The 14,594-nt window shown below is 70.0% G+C and carries 14 protein-coding genes and 4 tRNA genes; 13 read left to right on the top strand and 5 right to left on the bottom strand.

Annotation, left to right across the window (positions count from 1 at the left end; genetic code table 11):
• Positions 1–5: 5 nt before the first annotated feature.
• From MQC88_RS01545 to MQC88_RS01605, 13 genes are all read left to right on the top strand, one after another.
• Positions 6–443, top strand: a complete 438-nt coding sequence (locus MQC88_RS01545; protein ID WP_243318597.1) for an ExbD/TolR family protein — start codon at positions 6–8, stop codon at positions 441–443.
• On the top strand, positions 440–2,224 hold the full coding sequence (gene msbA / locus MQC88_RS01550) for a lipid A export permease/ATP-binding protein MsbA (RefSeq protein ID WP_243318598.1): 1,785 nt from the start codon (positions 440–442) through the stop codon (positions 2,222–2,224). The genes MQC88_RS01545 and msbA overlap by 4 nt, the downstream gene beginning before the upstream one ends.
• Positions 2,221–3,231 carry a tetraacyldisaccharide 4'-kinase gene (gene lpxK, locus MQC88_RS01555; protein ID WP_243318601.1) on the top strand — a complete coding sequence of 337 codons (1,011 nt, stop codon included), beginning with the start codon at positions 2,221–2,223 and terminating at the stop codon, positions 3,229–3,231. Before msbA ends, lpxK begins: the two co-directional genes overlap by 4 nt.
• Positions 3,228–3,995: a 3-deoxy-manno-octulosonate cytidylyltransferase gene (gene kdsB / locus MQC88_RS01560; RefSeq protein WP_243318602.1), complete on the top strand. Its 768-nt coding sequence runs from the start codon at positions 3,228–3,230 to the stop codon at positions 3,993–3,995. The genes lpxK and kdsB overlap by 4 nt, the downstream gene beginning before the upstream one ends.
• A gap of 30 nt (positions 3,996–4,025) precedes the next feature.
• On the top strand, positions 4,026–4,493 hold the full coding sequence (locus tag MQC88_RS01565; protein WP_243320200.1) for a low molecular weight protein-tyrosine-phosphatase: 468 nt from the start codon (positions 4,026–4,028) through the stop codon (positions 4,491–4,493).
• A 31-nt stretch (positions 4,494–4,524) separates the two neighbouring features.
• Positions 4,525–5,949, top strand: a complete 1,425-nt coding sequence (locus tag MQC88_RS01570; protein WP_243318605.1) for a thioredoxin-like domain-containing protein — start codon at positions 4,525–4,527, stop codon at positions 5,947–5,949.
• On the top strand, positions 5,946–7,847 hold the full coding sequence (uvrC, locus tag MQC88_RS01575) for an excinuclease ABC subunit UvrC (protein WP_243318606.1): 1,902 nt from the start codon (positions 5,946–5,948) through the stop codon (positions 7,845–7,847). Before MQC88_RS01570 ends, uvrC begins: the two co-directional genes overlap by 4 nt.
• Positions 7,844–8,488, top strand: coding sequence for a CDP-diacylglycerol--glycerol-3-phosphate 3-phosphatidyltransferase (pgsA, locus tag MQC88_RS01580; protein WP_243318607.1), 645 nt, complete (start codon positions 7,844–7,846; stop codon positions 8,486–8,488). The genes uvrC and pgsA overlap by 4 nt, the downstream gene beginning before the upstream one ends.
• Positions 8,479–8,554, top strand: a tRNA-Gly gene (locus MQC88_RS01585). The genes pgsA and MQC88_RS01585 overlap by 10 nt, the downstream gene beginning before the upstream one ends.
• Positions 8,555–8,654: 100 nt before the next feature.
• A tRNA-Cys gene (locus MQC88_RS01590) sits at positions 8,655–8,728 on the top strand.
• Between the two features lie 53 nt (positions 8,729–8,781).
• Positions 8,782–8,868, top strand: a tRNA-Leu gene (locus tag MQC88_RS01595).
• A gap of 76 nt (positions 8,869–8,944) precedes the next feature.
• Positions 8,945–10,225 carry a nucleotide sugar dehydrogenase gene (locus tag MQC88_RS01600; RefSeq protein ID WP_243318608.1) on the top strand — a complete coding sequence of 427 codons (1,281 nt, stop codon included), beginning with the start codon at positions 8,945–8,947 and terminating at the stop codon, positions 10,223–10,225.
• 61 nt (positions 10,226–10,286) lie between these two features.
• A complete protein-coding gene (locus tag MQC88_RS01605; protein WP_243318609.1) occupies positions 10,287–11,909 on the top strand; it encodes an FMN-binding glutamate synthase family protein in 1,623 nt (540 codons plus the stop codon).
• Positions 11,910–12,021: 112 nt separating this feature from the next.
• Here the strand turns inward: MQC88_RS01605 and arsC are convergent, their stop codons facing one another.
• The 5 genes from arsC to MQC88_RS01630 form a co-directional block, all read right to left on the bottom strand.
• On the bottom strand, positions 12,022–12,375 hold the full coding sequence (gene arsC, locus MQC88_RS01610) for an arsenate reductase (glutaredoxin) (RefSeq protein WP_243318611.1): 354 nt from the start codon (positions 12,373–12,375) through the stop codon (positions 12,022–12,024).
• 68 nt (positions 12,376–12,443) lie between these two features.
• Positions 12,444–12,518, bottom strand: a tRNA-Val gene (locus MQC88_RS01615).
• A gap of 233 nt (positions 12,519–12,751) precedes the next feature.
• Entirely contained in the window at positions 12,752–13,603 is an 852-nt protein-coding gene (locus MQC88_RS01620) for a hypothetical protein (RefSeq protein ID WP_243318613.1), read from the bottom strand.
• A gap of 89 nt (positions 13,604–13,692) precedes the next feature.
• Positions 13,693–14,319, bottom strand: a complete 627-nt coding sequence (locus tag MQC88_RS01625) for a TetR/AcrR family transcriptional regulator (protein ID WP_243318615.1) — start codon at positions 14,317–14,319, stop codon at positions 13,693–13,695.
• A gap of 9 nt (positions 14,320–14,328) precedes the next feature.
• The gene (locus tag MQC88_RS01630) at positions 14,329–14,586 is read right to left on the bottom strand and encodes an acyl-CoA-binding protein (protein WP_243318617.1); all 258 of its coding nucleotides are present in this window, start codon (positions 14,584–14,586) and stop codon (positions 14,329–14,331) included.
• Positions 14,587–14,594: the final 8 nt, after the last annotated feature.

Genomic DNA, 14,594 nt, shown 5'->3' on the forward strand with positions numbered 1-14,594 from the left:
GGGCGATGCGCATCCGCGACCACCGCGCCGACGACGAGCCGGAGATCAACCTGATCCCGCTGATCGACGTGGTGCTGTGCCTGATCATCTTCTTCGTGATCACCACCACCTTTGAATCGCGTTCGGTGCTGAAGCTGGAACTGCCGCGTGCCGAGGGCGAGCCGACGCAGGCCCAGGAAAAGGCGCTGAGCGTGCTGGTCAACGCCGACGGCCGCTATTTCGTCGGCGACCGCGAGGCGCTGCGCACGGACGTCGATTCGCTCAAGCGCACGATCGCCGAGGTCGCGGGCGACGACCGCGGCCGTGGCGTGCTGCTGCGCGCCGATGCCCGTACCCCGCACCAGGCGGTGGTGACCGCGCTCGATGCCCTCGGCCAGCTCGGATTCCGCAACATCGCCATCGCCACGGCGCCCGAGCCGCGCGCCGCGGAACCGGCGCGATGAGCGAACCCGCAGCCGCCGGCAACCGCAGCGAGGGCCAGCACGCGGCGGCATGGCCGATCTACCGGCGCCTGCTCGGCTATGCGGGGCGCTACTGGCCGCTGCTGACGGCGGCATCGGTCGGCATGGTGGTCGAGGCGCTGGCTGGCGGCGCCTTCGTGCAACTGATGAAGCCGCTGGTCAACGACGGCTTCGTCGACCCCAAGCCGGAGATGGCGGTGCTGCTGCCGCTGGCGATCGTCGGCCTGTTCGTGCTGCGCGGCATCGCCACCTTCGTCACCGATTACGGCATGGCCCGCGCCGGCCGCAGCGTGGTGCGCGACCTGCGCGAACAGATCCTGGGCAAGTACCTGCGCCTCCCGAGTTCGCATTTCGACGTCGAATCGGTGCCGGCGATGGTCAGCCGCCTCAACTTCGACACCGAACAGGTGACCCAGGCCGGCACCGATGCGGTCAAGACCATCGTCACCGACGGCCTGACCATCATCTACCTGCTGGCGATCATGCTCTGGGTCAGCGCCAAGGTGACGCTGGCGATGGTGCTGATCACGCCGCTGATCGGGGTGCTGGTCTGGTACGTGGGCAAACGCTACCGCCGGATCAGCCGCGGCATCCAGGACGGCATGGGCCAGCTGGCGCAGTCGGCGGAACAGTCGCTGGCGGCGCAGCAGGACGTCAAGGTGTACGGCGCCCAGGCGTTCGAGCAGGCGCGTTATTCCGGCCTCGTCAACCGCATGCTGCGGCTGAACATGAAGGTCGAGAGCACCCGTGCCGGCAGCTCGGCGCTGGTGCAGATGCTGGCGGCGCTGGCGCTGGCGGCGATCGTCTGGGTGGCCACGCGCGAGGCGCTGCAGTCGCGGCTGGACGCCGGTGAATTCGTCCAGTTGATGACCGCGATGATGGGCATCATCCCGTCACTGCGCCGGATCACCAACGTGCAGAGCGTGATCGGGCGCGGCGTGGCGGCGGCCGAACGGCTGTTCGCCATCATCGACCGCGAAGAGGAAGCCGACGAGGGCAACATCTCGATCGAACGCGCGCGCGGCGAGCTGGTGTTCGACGACGTCAGCCTGCGCTACGAGCGCGATGCCTCGCGCCTGGCGCTGGAGGGCATCAGCTTCAGCGCCAGGCCGGGCACCGTGACCGCGATCGTCGGCCGTTCCGGCAGCGGCAAGACCAGCCTGGTGCGACTGGTGCCGCGCTTCTACGAGCCGAGTGCCGGCCGCATCAGCCTCGATGGCGTGGCGCTGCGCGATTACTGCCTTGGCGACCTGCGCCGGCAGATCGCCCTGGTCGGGCAGCGGGTGATGCTGTTCGACGACAGCGTCGCGGCCAACATCGCCTACGCCAGCGAGGCGACGCCGGCGCAGCTGCGCGCGGTGGCCGAGGCCGCCAACGCCTGGGAATTCATCGAGCGCCTGCCAGGACAGCTGGATACGCCGATCGGCGAGAACGGTTCGTTGCTGTCCGGCGGCCAGCGCCAGCGCCTGGCGATCGCGCGCGCCATGCTCAAGGACGCGCCCATCCTGATCCTCGACGAAGCCACCGCCGCGCTGGACACCGAATCCGAGCGCCTGGTGCAGGACGCGCTCAACCGGCTGATGCCCGACCGCACCACGCTGGTGATCGCGCACCGGCTGTCGACCATCGAGCATGCCGACCAGGTGCTGGTACTCGACCATGGCCGGCTGGTGGAGCAGGGCACCCACGCCGAACTGCTGGCGCGTGGCGGCCTTTACGCGCACCTGCACCGGATGCAGTTCCGCGAGCCCGCGGACGCATGAGCGCGCACCGCGCGCCACCGCCGTGGTGGTACGACGCCGGTCGCGAGCCGCCTTTCGTGGCGCGCCTATTGTCCGCGATCTACGGCGCAGCGATCAGGACGCGGCTGGCGCTGTACCGCGGCGGACTGCTGCGCCGGCGGCGGGCAGGCGTGCCGGTGCTGGTGGTCGGCAACCTGGTCGCCGGCGGCAGCGGCAAGACGCCGTTGGTCATCGCGCTGGTCGAGCGCCTGCGCGCGGCCGGCTGGACGCCCGGCGTGGCGACTCGCGGCTACGGCCGCGACGACAGCGCGACGCCGTTGTGGGTGGACGCACAGACCGACCCCGTCCGCGGTGGCGACGAGCCGGTGCTGATCGCGCGCCGCACCGGCGCCCCGGTGCGCGCCGACCGCGACCGCCTCGCCGCGGCCCGCGCGCTGGTCGCGGAAGGCTGCGACATCGTCGTCTGCGACGACGGCCTGCAGCACTACCGGCTGGCGCGCGACCTCGAGATCGAGGTGCTCGACGCGCACCGTCGCCATGGCAATCGCCGGCTGTTGCCGGCCGGGCCGCTGCGCGAACCGGTCGAACGCGCAGCGGCCTGCGATTTCCACGTGGCCAATGCCGGCGACGGCGATGCCAACGTGGGCTTCGGCGAATGGCCGATGCGGCTGTTGTCCGGGCATGCGCTGCCGCTGCTCGGTGGGCGCCCGCAACCGCTCTCGTCGTTTGCCGGGCAACGCGTCCACGCGGTCGCCGGGATCGGCGATCCGGAGCGATTCTTCGCGATGCTGCGCGGGCTCGGGATCGCGGTGGTGCCGCACGCTTTCGCCGACCACCATCGCTTCGAGGCAGATGACTTCCAGTTCGGCAGCGACCTGCCGGTGCTGATGACCGAAAAGGATGCGGTCAAGTGCACGGCATTCGTCGGCGACCGCCACTACAGCGTGCCGATCCGCGCTGAACTGCCGGAGGCGTTCTGGATTGCGCTGCTGGATCGCCTGCCGCATCGGCCGGGAGCACCGGCATGAGCGATTTCGTCGTGGCGATCCCCGCGCGCCATGCCGCATCGCGCCTGCCGGGCAAGCCGCTGCGTCTGCTCGGCGGTGAACCGCTGGTGCTGCACGTGGCACGGCGCGCACTGGCGGCCGGCGCACGCGAGGTCTGGGTCGCGGCCGACGACGAACGCATCGCCGCGGCGCTGGCCGGCAGCGGCGTCCGCATCGCGATGACCTCGCCGTCGCACGCGTCGGGCAGCGATCGGCTCGCCGAATGCGCCACCATGGCCGGCTGGGACGACGCCACCGTGGTGGTCAACCTGCAGGGCGACGAACCGTTCGCACCCGCTGCCGGGATCCGCGCGGTGGCCGAAACCCTGCTCGCGTCGGGCGCCGAGATGAGCACGCTGGCGGCGCTGATCACCGACGCCGCGACCCTGTTCGACCCGAACGCGGTCAAGCTGGTGCGCGCAGGCAACGGCGATGCGCTGTATTTCAGCCGTGCGCCGGTGCCGTGGCCGCGCGATGCATTCGCCACCGACCGCACGCAGTTGCCGGCCGGCGAGGCCTGGCTGCGCCACATCGGCATCTACGGCTACCGCGCCGGGTTCCTGAAGCGTTTCGCTGCATTGCCGCAGGGCCGGCTGGAACGGATCGAGGCGCTGGAACAGTTGCGCGCGCTGGAAGCGGGTTTCCGGATCGCCGTCGGGATCACGCCGGCGCCGTTCCCGCCCGGGGTGGATACCCCGGAGGACCTGGCGCGCGCCGAAAGCCAGCTGGCGAGCTTCGCGGGCTGAGCGCGCGTGGCCGCGGCGCAGCGCCTGTTGATGGTGTGCCTGGGCAACATCTGCCGCTCGCCGATGGCCGAGGGTGCGTTGCGCGCGCGCCTGCACGCGGCGGGCCTGGCCACGGCCGTGGAAGTCGACTCCGCGGGCCTCGGCGACTGGCATGCCGGGCGACCGCCCGACGCCCGCGCCATCGCCTGCGCCGCGCGCCATGGCGTCGACATCGGCGGGCAACGCGCGCGCCGCCTGCGCGATGCCGACCACCACGACTTCGACCTGCTGCTGTGCGCCGATGCCCAGGTGCTGCATGCGGTGCGCGCCGCGGCGCCGACCGACGCGCGCGCCCGCAGCGCGCTGCTGCTGGCCTGGAGCGGGACCGGCGACGCAGGCGATGAAGTCCCGGATCCCTACGCCGGGAGCACGGCGGACTTCGAACGCGCATGGTCGCTGGTGGATGCCGCGGCGGCCGCGATCGTGGCGATGCTGCAGCAGCGCCCGGGTGACGCATAATCGGGGCCGACCCGGCTGACTGGCTCCGCGCATGGACACCACGCTCGCCCCGGAATTCCCGCCGACCATGGAATGGCTCAACCTGCCGTCGCCGCTGCGCATGGCCGGGCTCGGTGGCCGCGTCTGCGCGCTGGCGTTCGTCAATGCCGGCTCGGCCTGGTCGCTGCAGCGCATGCGCGACCTGGCGCAGTTGCAGGCACGCCATGGCGAGCGCATGCAGGTGCTGGCGGTGCACGTGCCCCGTTTCGACCACGAGCGCGACGGTCGCCGCATCGCCAAGCACCTCAGCCGCCAGGGCATCGAGTTCCCGGTCGCGCACGATCCGGACTGGACGCTGTGGCAGCAGTTCGGCATCGAGGCGTGGCCGACGGTGGTGCTGATCGACGGCAAGGGCCGGATCCGCGACCGCATCGTCGGCGATGGGCCGTTGCGCGAACTCGATGCCCGCGCCGCGAGCCTGTGCGCGGAGCAGGGCATGGCGCCCGGCGGCAACACCGAACTCCAGGTGCGGCGGCACAACGAGCCGGCAATGCCGCTGCGTTTCCCGGGCGGGCTGGCGATCGACGGGCAATACCTGTACGTCGCCGACAGTGGCCATCATCGGGTGCTGGAATGCGACCAGGCCGGCCGCGTGCTGCGCCAGTTCGGCAGTGGCGGCGCCGGCTTCATCGATGGCCCGCCGGAACTGGCCGCGTTCAGCCGTCCGCACGGGCTGTGCCTGGAACGCGGCACCCTGTATGTCGTCGACAGTGGCAACCATGCCGTGCGCCGCATCGACCTGCGCAGCGGCGACGTTGGCACGTTGTGCGGCGCGGGCCGCCCCGGTGCCCCGGTCGAAGGACCGATCGCCGATCCGCGCGCGGTCACGCTGGACCAGCCACGCGCGGTCGCGCTGGCCGGCGACGCGCTGCTGGTCGCCTGCTGCGGCGACAACCGCATCTGGAAGTACGACCTGGGAAGGCATGACCTGTCGCTGGTGGCGGGTTCCGGTGCGCTCGCGGTGGTGGACGGCACGGGTACCGAGGCCGCGTTCGCCGAGCCGGTCGCGCTGGCGACGGTGCAGCAGCGCGTCTATGTGTGCGACGGCGCCGGGTCGGCGATCCGCACGCTCAACGTGCGCAGTCGCAAGGTGACCACCCTGGTCGGGGAGGATCCCTGGAACTACGGCCGCACCGACGGCGCCCGCAGCGATGCCCGGCTGCAGGATCCGCAGGCGATCGCGCTCGATCCGGATGCGCCGCTGCTATGGATCGCCGACCGCGGCAACGACCAGTTGCGCAGCCTGCGCCTGGGCGGTGGCGAGCTCAGCACCTACGCGCTGCCGCAGCGCCTGCACAACCCGTGCGGGCTGGCGGTGGACCGCGGCGTGGTCTGGATCGCGGATACCGACGCCCATGCGGTGCTGCGCCTGGACCCGCACAGCGGCGCACTGCACCACGTCCCGATCGGCGAATGACGGAAGCGCCGCAAAACCCGGCACCCAGCGCCGGCACAAAGCCCGCCTTCGACGGCAAGGCCTACGTGGCCCGGCTCAGCACCTCGCCCGGCGTCTATCGGATGTACGCGGCCGACGACGGCGTGCTCTACGTCGGCAAGGCCGGCGCGCTGAAGAAGCGCGTGGCCAGCTATTTCAGCGCCACGCCCAAGAGCGCACGGACGATGGCGATGCTGGCGCAGGTCGCGCGCATGGAGGTCACGGTCACCCGCACCGAGACCGAGGCGTTGCTGCTGGAGAACCAGCTGATCAAGTCGCTCAAGCCGCGCTACAACGTGCTGCTGCGCGACGACAAGAGCTACCCGTACGTGTTGCTGACCCAGGAGGCCTGGCCGCGGCTGACGATGCACCGCGGTCCGCGTTCGATCCCGGGCCGCTACTTCGGCCCCTACGCCAGCGTCGGCGCGGTGCGGGAGACGCTCAACCTGATGCACAAGCTGTTCAAGCTGCGCAGCTGCGAGGACAGCGTGTTCCGCAATCGCACGCGGCCCTGCCTGCAGTACCAGATCGGGCGCTGCAGCGCGCCGTGCGTGGGCCTGATCGATGCGCTGGCGTACGCCGAATCGGTGCGCCGCGCCGAGATGTTCCTGGACGGGCGCAGCGACGAGCTCAGCGACGACCTGCAGCAGGCGATGGCGGCCGCCAGTGCGCGCCTGGACTTCGAGGAGGCCGCGCGCGTGCGCGACCTGATCGCCGCGATCCGCAAGCTGCAGGCGCGGCAGTACGTCGACGGCCGCGCCGCGGACCTGGACGTGCTCGCCTGCGCGATGCACGGCAGCCATGCCTGCGTGCTGCTGCTGGCGTTCCGCGACGGCCGCAACCTCGGCACCCGCGCCTTCTTCCCGCGGACCAACGGCGCAGACAACCCCGCCGAGGTGCTGGCGGCGTTCGTGTCCCAGCACTACGCCGAGCAGCAGGCGCCCGGCGAGATCGTGCTCGACCGCGAGATCGATGACCGCGAACTGCTGCAGCAGGCCCTGTCGGCTGCCAGCGGCAAGCGGGTGCTGCTCAAGGCCAGCGTGCGCGGCGAGCGCGCCGGCTACCTCGACCTGGCCCGGCGCAACGCCGAACTTGCGCTGGCGGCCGACCTCGGCAGCCAGGCCACGCAGCAGGCGCGGCAGGACTCGCTGCGGGAACTGCTCGGCCTGGCCGAGGCGCCGCAGCGGATCGAGTGCTTCGACATCAGCCACACCATGGGCGAGGCCACGGTGGCCTCGCAGGTCGTGTTCGACCGCAACGGTCCGGTCCGCGGCCAGTACCGGCGCTACAACATCTCCGGGATTGAACCCGGCGACGACTATGCCGCCATGCACCAGGCGCTGGAGCGCCGCTTCCGCCGCGCCGCGGAGGAGGGCGGGGTGCTGCCGGACGTGCTGCTGATCGATGGCGGCGCCGGGCAGGTGGCGCAGGCACGCAGCGTGCTCGCCGACCTGGGCATCGACGGCATTGTCCTGGTCGGCGTCGCCAAGGGCGAGGGGCGGCGCGCAGGGCACGAGGCCTTGCTGCTGCCTGGCGTTGACGGAAAGCCGGGTCGCGAGCTGCGCCCGGGCCCGGACTCCCCCGGCCTGCAGCTGGTGCAGCAGGTGCGCGACGAATCGCACCGATTCGCCATCACCGGCCACCGTGGGCGCCGCCAGAAGGCCCGCAACACCAGCCGGCTGGAGGACATTCCCGGCATCGGCCCGCGCCGACGCGCTAACCTGTTGCGGCATTTCGGCGGCCTGGGCGGGCTCAAGGCCGCCGGCGCGGAAGAGATCGCCCGGGTCGAGGGCATCAATGCCGCGCTTGCCGAACGGATCTGGGCCAGCCTGCACGGGCTGCCCGGGGCAGGGACGACCACGCAAGGGAACGGGGAATGAAGCTGACGGTTCCAACGATGCTGACCCTGCTGCGGATCGCGATGATCCCGGTGCTGGCGGCCGTCTTCTACCTGCCGCAGAACTGGACCAATTTCGCCGCCGCGGCGGTGTTCGCGCTGGCCTCGGCCACCGACTGGCTGGACGGCTGGATCGCCCGGCGCTTCAACCAGTACTCGGCGTTCGGCGCCTTCCTCGACCCGGTCGCCGACAAGCTGATGGTCTCCACGGCCCTGTTCCTGATCGTGCAGGGGCACCCGAGCGCGTGGATGGCGCTGTGGGCGGCGGTGATCGTCGGCCGCGAGATCGCCGTCTCGGCGCTGCGGGAGTGGATGGCCATCCTCGGCCAGCGCAAGCGGGTGGCGGTGGCCACGGTCGGCAAGATCAAGACGATCGCGCAGATGGTCGCGCTGACCTGCCTGCTGTATTCGGTTTCCCCGGCCAGGCCGCCGCACCCGATGCCGTGGATGGGCGAACTGGTCTTCCATGTCGGCGACTGGCTGCTGGCCGCTGCGGCGCTGCTGACCCTGTGGTCCGGCTTCGAATACCTGCGCGCGGCCTGGCCGGCATTGCGCGATGGCGAGCTGCCGGTAGTTGACAGCCCCGCCGCGGGCAGTAAAATTGCCGGCTCAGCGCGGGAATAGCTCAGTTGGTAGAGCACGACCTTGCCAAGGTCGGGGTCGCGAGTTCGAGTCTCGTTTCCCGCTCCAGGTTCCACGAACCCCGGCCCCGCCGGGGTTTGTTTTTTCATGGTTTGTTCGTGCCGGTCGCGCGATCGCGCCGCGATATGGAACAATCCAGAACGTCACCGGCCGGGTGGCAGAGTGGTTATGCAGCGGACTGCAAATCCGCGTACGCCGGTTCAATTCCGACCTCGGCCTCCAGATCGAACGAAAGCCCCGCTTACAGGCGGGGCTTTTTCGTACCATGGCCGCGGGCCCGGGTGGCGAAACCGGTAGACGCAAGGGACTTAAAATCCCTCACCTGAAAGGGTATGTGGGTTCGACCCCCACCCCGGGCACCAGCAGGACACGGCCCAGACCGGGCGTCCATCCGGCCGCTTCAGCAATTTTCCAACTGTGGTACATCCAGGGGAACACATGCGAAATCCGGACGACGCGCGCATCGGGGTCATCGGATTGGGCTATGTAGGGCTGCCGCTGGCGTTGGCCTTCGGCCGGGAGCACGACACCCTGGGCTTCGACATCGATGCCGCCCGCGTCGCGGCCCTGCGCAGTGGCAGCGACAGCAACCGGGAAGTCGACGATGCCGAACTGGCGGCGGCCACGCGCCTGCGGCTGAGCGCATCGCTCGACGACCTGCGCGACCGCGATGTCTACGTGGTCACCGTGCCGACCCCGATCAACGAGCACAAGCACCCTGACTTCACCCCGCTGATCCAGGCCAGCGGCGCCATAGGCGGCACCCTGAAGCGCGGCGACGTGGTGGTCTACGAGTCCACCGTGTACCCGGGTGCGACCGAGGAGATCTGCGTGCCGGAGCTCGAGCGCGCGTCGGGCCTGCGCTTCAACAGCGATTTCTTCGTCGGCTACAGCCCGGAACGCATCAACCCGGGCGACCGCCAGCGGCGGCTGCCCGACATCCCCAAGGTGACCTCCGGATCGACCCCGGAAACGGCCGACTTCGTCGACGCCCTGTACCGCAGCATCATCCCCGCCGGCACCCACAAGGCGCCGAGCCTGCGGGTCGCCGAGGCCGCCAAGGTGATAGAGAACACCCAGCGCGACGTCAACATCGCCCTGGTCAACCAGCTGGCGCTGATCTTCCAGCGCCTGGGCATCGACACCCACGACGTGCTCGACGCCGCCGGCACCAAGTGGAACTTCCTGCCGTTCAAGCCGGGCCTGGTCGGCGGCCACTGCATCGGCGTCGACCCGTATTACCTGATCCAGAAGTCGCAGTCCGCCGGCTACTACCCGGATATCCTGCTGGCCTCGCGCCGGATCAACGAGTCGATGGGCCGGCACGTGGCCGCGGCGGTGATCAAGGAGATGATCCGGCGCAAGTCCAACGTCGCCGATGCCCGGATCCTGATCCTCGGCCTGACCTTCAAGGAAAACTGCCCGGACCTGCGCAACACGCGGGTGGTGGAACTGGCCGAGCAGTTCCGCGATTACGGCGCGCACGTGGACATCCACGACAGCTGGGCCGACCCGGAAGCGACCCGCCGCGAGTACGGCCTGGAGCTGTTGCCCAGGCTGCCCGAAAGCGACAACTACGACGCGATCGTGCTGGCCGTGGCCCACGACGAATACCGCGACCTCGGCATCGACGCGGTCCGCCGCCTCGGCCGCGAAGGCGCGGTCGTGTACGACATCAAGGGCCTGTTCCCGAAGGACAAGGTGGACGGCCGCCTGTAGCCGCGCTGGCGTGCGGCGGCGCGCACGGTATCCTCGTGCCGTTGCCATCATGGAGCGGCCGATGCTGCGCTATTCCGCCTATGCCGCGAGCCTGGTGCTCGCGCTGTTTTCCGCCTGGCGGATGCGTGATTTCCCGGACTGGCGCTGGGGCCTGGCCGTCTTCGGCGCGCTGGCGCTGCTGGGAGCCTGGGACCTGCTGCAGCGCAAGAGCACCCTGCGCCGCAATTACCCGCTGCTCGCGCACCTGCGCTACGGGCTGGAGTCGATCGGCCCGGAGATCCGCCAGTACTTCATCGAGGCCGATACCCAGGAAGTGCCGTTCTCGCGCCAGCAGCGCGCGCTGGTGTACCAGCGCTCCAAGAGCGTGATGGACGTGGTGCCGTTCGGCACCGAACATGATGTCTATGACGTCGACTATGAATGGATCAACCATTCGATCGTGCCGTCCTTCATCGAGTCGCACGACTTCCGCATCCGCGTCGGTGCCCAGGCCGCGCTGCCCTACGACGCCAGCGTGTTCAACATCTCGGCGATGAGCTTCGGTTCGCTGTCGGCCAACGCGATCCGCGCCCTCAACGCCGGGGCCAAGCGCGGCGGCTTCTACCACGATACCGGGGAAGGCTCGATCTCCCCGTACCACCGCGAGCATGGTGGCGACCTGGTGTGGGAGATCGGCTCGGGCTACTTCGGCTGCCGCGACGCCGAGGGTCGCTTCAGCGAGGAGCGCTTCGCCGACAGCGCGCGCACGCCGCAGGTGCGGATGGTGGAGGTCAAGTTGTCGCAGGGCGCCAAACCCGGCCACGGCGGCATGCTGCCGGCGGCCAAGGTGAGCCCGGAGATCGCGCTCACGCGCGGCGTGGTGCAAGGCGTGGATTGCATCTCGCCGGCAGGGCATTCCGAATTCTCGACGCCGGCCGGGCTGCTGGAATTCGTCGCCTGCCTGCGGGAACTGTCGGGCGGCAAGCCGGCCGGGTTCAAGCTGGCGATCGGGCATCCGTGGGAATGGTTCGGGATCGCGAAGGCGATGCACGAGACCGGCATCCTGCCGGATTTCATCGTCGTCGACGGTGCCGAGGGCGGCACCGGTGCGGCGCCCGCGGAATTCATCGAGCACGTCGGCGTGCCGATGCACGAAGGCCTGATGCTGGTGCACAACACCCTTGTCGGGCTGGACCTGCGCGACAAGGTCAAGGTCGGCGCCGCAGGCAAGATCACCAGTGCGTTCGACATCGCGCGCACGCTGGCGCTGGGGGCGGACTGGTGCAACGCCGCGCGCGGTTTCATGTTCGCGCTCGGCTGCATCCAGTCGCAGAGCTGCCATACCGACCGCTGCCCGACCGGCATCGCCACCCAGGATCCGCAGCGCTGGAAGCACCTGGACGTTGCCGACAAGGCGACGCGGGTGTTCATGTTCCAGCAGAACACCCTGCATGCGCTGCGCGACCTGCTGTGCGCGAGCGGGCTGCAGCACCCCGACCAGCTCGGGCCCGAACACATCCTGCGGCGGGTCTCGGCGGTGGAGGTGCGTTCGCTGGCGGCGCTGTACCGCTTCCTCGAGCCCGGTGAGCTGCTGGAGCGGGTGCCGGAACACGCGGTATTCCGCAACTTCTGGGCGGGGGCGCGCAGCGATTCGTTCGCGCCGCCGGCGCGCGTCCAGGCGCTGCGTGGCGAGAAGGCGTTGTAGGAGCGGCTTCAGACGCGAGCTCTTCCTTCGACGGTATTACCTGAGTCGCAAAAAGCTCGCGGCTGAAGCCGCTCCCACAAAAGCCGCTCCCACAAAAGCCGGGTGGGCGTTTTTACGCCAGCAGTTCCAGCACCCGCTCCGGCGGCCGTCCGATCACCGCGCGCTCGCCGCGCACGAGGATCGGCCGTTCGATCAGCACCGGATGCGCGACCATGGCCGCGATCAGCGCCTCGTCGTCGAGCGTCGGGTCGGCCAGGCCCAGTGCCGCGTATTGCGGCTCGCCCGTCCGCAACAGGCCGCGGGCATCGATGCCGAGCTTGCGCAGCAGTTCGCGCAACTGCGCGGCCGACGGGGGCTGTTCCAGGTAGGCCACGACGTGCGGCTCGATGCCGCGCTCGCGCAGCAGTTCCAGCGCGCCCCGCGACTTGGAACAGCGGGCATTGTGGAAGTACTGCATGTCGGCCATCACCCTCTCCGGGATCGCGTCGCCGCGAAAAGACGAAGGCCGGCTTGCGCCGGCCTTCGCGGGATACCTGGTGGGCGGTGCAGGGTTCGAACCTGCGACCCTTGCCGTGTGAAGGCAATGCTCTACCGCTGAGCTAACCGCCCGGGTCGGCCGCGGATTATAGCGGGACTGCCGGGCGATTCGCCAACATCCCGGGCGGGGCGGACGTCCCGGGCCCCTTTTTTCCGTGATTGCCGCGCGCGCCCGTCGCTCCCCGGGGTGGCGGAGCAGGGGCAGGGAGGCAGCGATGCCAGGCTTGCCTGCATGCACGTTCTACCCGCCAATGGACGCAGAGGATGTCATTCCTTCTCCCCCCTTGCCCGGGGAAGATCTCGGATTACTCGAGCTGCTCGCGGGCGTAGGCGGCGTCCAGCGCTTCCATCGCGTCGTGCGGCTTGGTCTTGGCGGCTTTTTCGTAGGCGGCCGCGGCGGCGTCCTCGTTGCGGCGGGCGTCCAGCAGCATCAGCACGTTGCCGTGCTCGATGTGGGCGATCGGGGAGTCCGGGGTCAGCTTGAGCGCGCTCTTGATGTGCGCCTCGGCGTCGCTCGCCCTGGCGCCGTAGGTGAGGCCGCCGATCATGGCGCCGATCTTGCCGATGATCTCGGCGTGGTACAGGGCCAGCGCGGTGTGCGCCTCGGCGTGCTTGGGCGCCAGCGCCAGCGCGGCGTCGAGCGAGGCGCGCACCTTGCCGGCGATGCCCTGCTTGAGCGCCTTGGCGATGCTCAGGCCCTGGCTGTAGCGGCCCAGCGCGAAGGCGTGGCGGTAATGGCTGTTGGCGTCGGCGGGCAGGGCCGCGATCGCGGCTTCGGCCAGCGCGGCGGCCTGTTCGAAACGCTTGAGCCTGTCGGCGTCGCTTTTGACCAGGTATGTCGCGTGGATCCCGAGCGCCTTGGTCGCGACCGAAGCGCCGACCGGGCCGAGCGCTTCACCGGACTCGAACGCGGCCTGGAAATCGCCACGGTGGAAGGCGCGCCAGGCGTCCTGCAGCGCCGCCGCGAGGGCGTCGGCATCGAGCTTGGGCGCGGCCTTGCCGGCGGCCTTGAGCAGGGCGGCGGCGCGTTTGGCGTCGGGGTAGGGTTCGCAGTCGCCGGCGTGCAGCTTCGGCCAGGCCTTCCTGAGTGCGTCGCCGGCATGGGCGTAGGCCTTGGCGTCGTGCGGAAAGGGGGCCCAGCGGGGTTTGGTGGCCATCATCGGGATCCGTTGGTGGAATGGGCGTTGATTGCTGTGCTGGCCCGGTGGCGCAGCCTGGTGGGCGCGCGCACGTCCGGCTGGCATGCTCAATCGAGGTAGGCGCGGGTCAGGGTGTTGAGGTGGACGCGCTCGGCGTCGCGCAGGAACGGCGCCAGCAGCATCATTACCTGCACGATGCCGTCGCGGATCGAGCGCTGCTCGTCCTTGTCGCCACGGGCGGCGGCGTAGTTCATCCAGAAGGTGGAGATCACCAGCACGTTGGTGGCGGCGGCGTCGAGTTCGTCGCGCGAGGCGCGCATCACCCCGGCCTGCGACAGCCCGCGCATCACCGTGTGCGCCTGCGCGTCCCCGCGCTTGAGGATGCGGGCGAAGCGCAACCGCAGCCTGCGGTTGCGGCTGAGGATGTCGACCAGGTCGCGGTACAGGAAGCGGTAGTCCCAGATGCACTCGAACACCAGGTGCAGCTGCAGCCACACGTCCTCCAGCCCCGGCAGGCGCCCGGCGGGCGCCGCCAGCGCGGCATCGATGCGCTCTTCGTAGCGGCCGAAGAGGTGCTCGATGATGTCGTCCTTGTTGCGGAAGTGGTAGTACAAGTTGCCGGGGCTGATCTCCAGCTCGTCGGCGATGTGGTTGGTGGTGACGTTGGGCTCGCCCTGCGCGTTGAACATCGCAAGCGAGCAGTCGAGGATGCGCTGCCGGGTCTGCCGCGCCATCGGTGCGGCTCAGGCCGTCAGCTTCTGCACCAGCTCGACGTATTTCTGCTTGGCCTCGTCCTGTGCCGTGCCCTTGAGCTTGCTCCAGGCCTCGTACTTGGCGGTGCCGACGAAGTCGAAGAAGCCCGGCTTGTCGCCGCTGACGTCGCCCTCGGCGCCCTGCTTGTACAGCGCGTACAGGCGCAGCAGGGTGTCGTTGTCCGGGCGCTCGGGCAGGGCCTGGATATCCCTGGTGGCCTGTTCGAAACGGCTTTGCAGGTCGGACATGGCGGCGT

Source organism: Cognatiluteimonas sedimenti, from assembly GCF_022808325.1.
GTDB classification, from domain to species: domain Bacteria; phylum Pseudomonadota; class Gammaproteobacteria; order Xanthomonadales; family Xanthomonadaceae; genus Cognatiluteimonas; species Cognatiluteimonas sedimenti.